Genomic DNA, 4,530 nt, shown 5'->3' on the forward strand with positions numbered 1-4,530 from the left:
CCTCGGGGATGCCGAGGAGTTCGGCGATGACCGTGCCCGGCAACGGGGCGTTGAACGCCTCGACGAGGTCGGTCTCGCCCGCCGGCGGCAGCGTGTCGATCAGGTCGTGGGCGATCTGCTCGATGCGCGGCGCCAGTGCGGCCGTACGACGCGGGGTGAACGCGGCCGAGGGCAGCCGGCGCAGCCGGGTGTGCTCGGGCGGGTCGGCCTCCATCATCTGCGCGCCGAGCCCCACCGAGGGCTTGTTGAGGACGTAGCCGGCGGCGGCCAGGGCCTCGGCGGCGGGCGTGGCGTCCTTGAGTAGGGGGGGTGGGCCAGCGCCTCCCGGGCCAGGTCGTAGCCGACGATCACCCAGCCCTTCAGGCCGAGGTGGAACTCGGCCGGATGGATGGGCCCGAGCTCCCGCAGCCGGGCGTACCGCGCGGGGGCGTCCGCCTTGAAGGCGGGATCGATGACCACCCGGCCGTCCTGGTACGGGCACTCCTCGGGGGGCATGACACGTCTCTCCCGTTCTGGCGGTCAGGTCGTCGTCATGAGAACGAGCCGGGTTCCGTGGAGGTTCAGACGGCGGACCCATGTACGGACACGCCGGAGGGGCATGCGCGGTGCGCATGCCCCTCCGGCGGCGGAGAACTCAGTTGTCGCTGTTGAAGATGGTCAGCACGCGCAGCACCTCCAGGTAGATCCACACCAGCGTCGTGGTGAGACCGAAGGCGGCCAGCCACGCCTCCTCGCGCGGGGCACCGTAGGCGACGGCGTCCTCGACCTGCTTGAAGTCCAGGGCGAGGAACGCTGCGCCGAGCAGGATGCCGACGACACCGAAGAGGATGCCGAGGCCGCCGCTGTGGAAGCCGAGCCCGTCGCCCGCGCCGAAGGCGGAGAAGAGGAGGTCGGCGACGAGCAGCAGGAGGAAGCCGGTCGCGGCCGCGGCGACGAACCCGGTGAACCTCTGGGTCACCCGTATCCAGCGCATGCGGTACGCGACGAGCACACCCGCGGACACTGCGAAGGTGCCGAGCACCGCCTGCACGACCACACCTGGCGCGATATAGGTCGAGATCGTGCTGGAGAGGACGCCGAGGAAGACACCCTCGAACGCCGCGTACCCGAGGATCAGCACCGGGGACGGCGTCCGCTTGAAGGATTGGACCAGCGACAGGACGAAGGCGACGAGAGCCGCGCCCACCGCGATGCCGTACGAGCGGCCGATGTTCGCCTCGTCGACGGGCAGCAGGAGCCAGGACAGTACGGCCGTCAGGGCCACGGTGCCGAGCGTCGTCCCGGTGCGGACGATGACGTCGTCCATGGTCACCGCGGTCCCGGCGGTCCGCGGTGACGTGTCCGCACCGGGGGCGTAGGGGTTGGTCGCGTAGTCGTCCGCCGGCCGGCCGCCGACAGCGGCACCCACCGGCCGCTGCGCGTAGGCGTCGGCCGGGCCGGCGTCACGGGCGGCACCCCAGCGGGAAAAGATCGGGTTGCTGGACCTCACGTCATTCCTCCTCGTCCGCCGCACACTCGCGGCCTGCGGCAAAGCGTTGTCATCGGGTGTCCGGGACGGCACACGTGTGGCACTGGTCATGTACCGGGCCGACGACGGCAACCCTCTGCGTCACCACTCTGACAGGTGACGCGGTCGGAAGCAAGTCATCCGAGTGCGCGCACCCGGCGGCGGTCATTCGGACGGTGTCGCCGGGCCGTCGAGCAGCTCCATGAGGAAGCCGTCCCAGTTCAGGCCGTCCATCTCCGCCTCGGCCGAGGTGATCCGGTAGGTCGCGTCGAGCCACTCCGCCAGCGGTGCCGCGGGCACCTCGAACAGGGCCTCCACCTCCTCCGATTCGAGAAGCAGCCAGGACGAGGGCCGTTCCCTGGGCAGCGCCGGCCACATCCGTACGTCGCCGCAGCCGCTCATCGATGTCAGGCCGTGGTGGAGGAGCTCGCGGCCGATGCGCCAGATGAGACTCGGTCCTCGTTCCGCCAGGAACTCGACCGTGATCACCGCGGGCATGTCCGGGTCGAAGCGGAACTCCGCCCGTATCGGCAGCGGGGTGAACTCATCGAGCATCTGGTCGAGGTCCAGGAACAGCGGAGGCACCGGCTCGGACGCCGGACGCGCCTTCAGGGGTGACTGATCACGGTGCATGACAGGAGTTCCCCTCCATGGGACGAAGTCTGCGCCTACCACTCTTCGCCGGGAACAGAACCCGCACATCGGTCACTTGACGGTCAAACGACGTCGCCTGGAAGGGCGTAGCAGAACCCCGGCGGCCGAAGAGCGGCTCCGGGAAGCGCCGAACGGGCTGCGCGGGACGTGACGTAAGTCAATTGGCTGCGGAAAGGCCGAAGGCCGACAAGCGGAAACACGTTTCTCGAAAACGCGGACCCCGCCTGTGGCCGGGGGCGGACGGCTGCAGGCGGGGGGCGTGTGCGGGAGTGTCGCGGTGTCAGGTCACGGGGGCGAGGGCGGGGCCCGTGGTACCCACCTGCTCGGTGGACATGATCGGTGGCACCGGCCAGGTCACGCCCTTCGGCGGCCAGGACTGTCCCGTCGCCTTCAGGAACTCGGCCGGCGGCTCGTACAGCGGTGGCTGGTTGCCGTCCGGGATCATCGAGGCCCACGCGATGCCCTCGGTACGGTCCTTGAACTCCTGCTTCATCGCGTCCAGCAGGTCCGGCTGCTCGATCAGGTCGATCGCGCCCGCCGACGAGGACCCCTCGATGTCAGGTCCGCCGCCTGGAGAAGGCGCTCGCGGACGCGGGCGTCGAGCACCGGTGCGAGGTCTACGAGGGCGCGCACCATGGCTACACCCCAGTCCGACACCGCCGCCGCCTACCACCCCGCGGCGGCCGAGCGGCACTGGACGGAGCTGCTGGCCTTCTTCGCCCGCACCCTCTGAACTCGTACGACTGCCTTCAGAGTGGCTCCATCATGAAGCGGACCCGAGGGTCCGGTACGATGATTACCGGACCCTCGGGTCCGCTTATGGCGTCCCTCCGCAACCGAAGGACACACCCACGATGAGCCATGTCCGTATCTCCGACGCCCTCCGCGCCCTGGTCTTCGAGCCCGACCCCGCGGTGGAACTGCACGAGGTCCTCGACCGCTACTACGCCCCGGACTACACACACCGCAGCGACGGAAAGACGCTGAACCGCGACGAGTTCACGCAGATGGTCGCGGGCATCCGCGGCCAGGTCGCGGAAGGCACGGTCATCGTGCTCGACGAGCTGACCGACGGCGACACCTACGCCGAACGGCACGTCTTCCGCATCACTTTGAAGAACGGCACCACCCAGACCCGGGAGATCGCGATCTTCGGCACCTTCGTCGAGGACGGCCGCTTCCGGCACCTGAGCGAGACGGGTTTCGACGTCGAGCCCGCCCGGACCGTCTGAGCCACCCACGATCGGAGGACCACCGTGCCCCGTCTCACCGACCCGGATCCCGCCTCGTTCCCGGACGAGGTCGCCACGTTCCTCGGCAAGCTGCCGCCCGACCCGATGGTCAAGATGATGTCCCACTCGACGGGCACCGTGAAGCCGTTCGTCGAGTTCGCCAGGACACTGTTCACCTCACTCGAACTGCCGGACCGCGCACGCGAACTGGTGATCCTCACCGTCGCTGCCCACACCGACGGCACGTTCGTCGCGGCCCAGCACGACCCCATGGCCCGCTCGGCCGGCGTCGACGAGCGAACCCGGCAGCCCGTCCGCGACCGGCAGATCGACAGCCCCGAACTGTCCGAGGCCGACCGCGCGCTCGTCCGGTTTACCGCCGAGGTGGTGCGGCACCCACGCGTCTCCGACGAGGTCTTCGACGAGGCCCGCCGGTTCCTCAGCGACCGCGAACTGGTCGAGGTGCTGCAAGTGGCCGGCTACTACTGGTCGTTCGGACGGATCGCCACCGTGCTGAACGTGGAGGTGACCAAGGTGTACGACGACGAACCGGTGCTCGGCACCTCCAGTGACACCACCGGCGTCTGAGGCGCGGCGGGCCTCTCAGGGGGTCGGCGCGGGTGCCGGGTCGACCCGGATCGTCGCGGCATGTGCCTCCGGGCGCGCGACGAGGGCGTCGGCCACCGGTCCGTACTTGCCGCGGAAGGCGGCGTCGAGTCCGGCGAGTGGTTCGAGGTCGCGGGTCGTGAGCAGGACATCGCGGGTGACGCCGCCCACCTGGATCGTTCCGTGACCGTGTTCCCGCGCCGCCCGGTACCAGCGGGAGCGGACTCCCCGGTAAGCGCGGACGTACAGTCCGCCGTCGACGACCACCATGCCGATCTCCACACCGGGGCGGTCACCGTCCCCGGCGGTCAGGACGAGGGAGTAGGTCTCGGAGAGCAGGGTCTGGTCTTCGGGCGCCCAGGTGGTCATCGGGTCAGGTCCTCTGCTCGGTCGGTGCCGGGCACCTCCGCGGTCCAGGAGGTGAGGATGCGCAGGGCGTCGTGGGAGGGGCTGCCGGGTTCGGCGGTCAGGACCATCAGGCGCTGTCCGGAGTCGTCGGGGCTCGCCCAGGTGTCGCAGTCGAGGGTGAGC

At 69.9% G+C, this 4,530-nt stretch carries 8 protein-coding genes and 1 pseudogene; 2 read left to right on the forward strand and 7 right to left on the reverse strand.

What is annotated here, in order from left to right; all coding sequences use genetic code 11:
• The 5 genes and pseudogenes from ACTWQJ_RS46785 to ACTWQJ_RS46805 form a co-directional block, all read right to left on the reverse strand.
• Positions 1-235, reverse strand: a pseudogene (locus tag ACTWQJ_RS46785) (cytochrome P450 family protein); the annotation flags it as partial.
• The gene (locus ACTWQJ_RS46790) at positions 214-495 is read right to left on the reverse strand and encodes a hypothetical protein (protein ID WP_443312471.1); all 282 of its coding nucleotides are present in this window, start codon (positions 493-495) and stop codon (positions 214-216) included. The pseudogene ACTWQJ_RS46785 and the gene ACTWQJ_RS46790, both read right to left, overlap by 22 nt.
• A gap of 139 nt (positions 496-634) precedes the next feature.
• On the reverse strand, positions 635-1,489 hold the full coding sequence (locus tag ACTWQJ_RS46795) for a Bax inhibitor-1/YccA family protein (protein ID WP_224740247.1): 855 nt from the start codon (positions 1,487-1,489) through the stop codon (positions 635-637).
• 183 nt (positions 1,490-1,672) lie between these two features.
• Positions 1,673-2,140 carry an SsgA family sporulation/cell division regulator gene (locus tag ACTWQJ_RS46800; protein WP_385273609.1) on the reverse strand — a complete coding sequence of 156 codons (468 nt, stop codon included), beginning with the start codon at positions 2,138-2,140 and terminating at the stop codon, positions 1,673-1,675.
• A gap of 301 nt (positions 2,141-2,441) precedes the next feature.
• Complete coding sequence (locus ACTWQJ_RS46805; RefSeq protein WP_443312472.1) at positions 2,442-2,654, reverse strand: hypothetical protein; 213 nt, start codon at positions 2,652-2,654, stop codon at positions 2,442-2,444.
• Between the two features lie 361 nt (positions 2,655-3,015).
• Between ACTWQJ_RS46805 and ACTWQJ_RS46810 the strand changes: the two genes are divergently transcribed.
• The gene (locus ACTWQJ_RS46810) at positions 3,016-3,393 is read left to right on the forward strand and encodes a nuclear transport factor 2 family protein (protein ID WP_443312473.1); all 378 of its coding nucleotides are present in this window, start codon (positions 3,016-3,018) and stop codon (positions 3,391-3,393) included.
• 24 nt (positions 3,394-3,417) lie between these two features.
• Entirely contained in the window at positions 3,418-3,981 is a 564-nt protein-coding gene (locus tag ACTWQJ_RS46815; RefSeq protein WP_443312474.1) for a carboxymuconolactone decarboxylase family protein, read from the forward strand.
• A gap of 15 nt (positions 3,982-3,996) precedes the next feature.
• Here ACTWQJ_RS46815 and ACTWQJ_RS46820 read toward each other — a convergent pair whose 3' ends face one another.
• Positions 3,997-4,368: a DUF2255 family protein gene (locus tag ACTWQJ_RS46820; RefSeq protein WP_443312475.1), complete on the reverse strand. Its 372-nt coding sequence runs from the start codon at positions 4,366-4,368 to the stop codon at positions 3,997-3,999.
• Positions 4,365-4,530: MmyB family transcriptional regulator (locus tag ACTWQJ_RS46825; protein ID WP_443312476.1), on the reverse strand; the 166-nt coding region annotated here is incomplete at its 5' end. The genes ACTWQJ_RS46825 and ACTWQJ_RS46820, both read right to left, overlap by 4 nt.

Source organism: Streptomyces sp. KR55, assembly GCF_052245645.1.
In the GTDB taxonomy this organism is placed as follows: domain Bacteria; phylum Actinomycetota; class Actinomycetes; order Streptomycetales; family Streptomycetaceae; genus Streptomyces; species Streptomyces flavusporus.

Coding starts and splice junctions, on each gene's coding strand:
- ACTWQJ_RS46790 (WP_443312471.1), bottom strand. CDS start 495: ATGCCCCCCGAGGAGTGCCCGTACCAGGACGGCCGGGTGGTCATCGAT.
- ACTWQJ_RS46800 (WP_385273609.1), bottom strand. CDS start 2,140: ATGCACCGTGATCAGTCACCCCTGAAGGCGCGTCCGGCGTCCGAGCCG.
- ACTWQJ_RS46805 (WP_443312472.1), bottom strand. CDS start 2,654: ATGAAGCAGGAGTTCAAGGACCGTACCGAGGGCATCGCGTGGGCCTCG.
- ACTWQJ_RS46810 (WP_443312473.1), top strand. CDS start 3,016: ATGAGCCATGTCCGTATCTCCGACGCCCTCCGCGCCCTGGTCTTCGAG.
- ACTWQJ_RS46820 (WP_443312475.1), bottom strand. CDS start 4,368: ATGACCACCTGGGCGCCCGAAGACCAGACCCTGCTCTCCGAGACCTAC.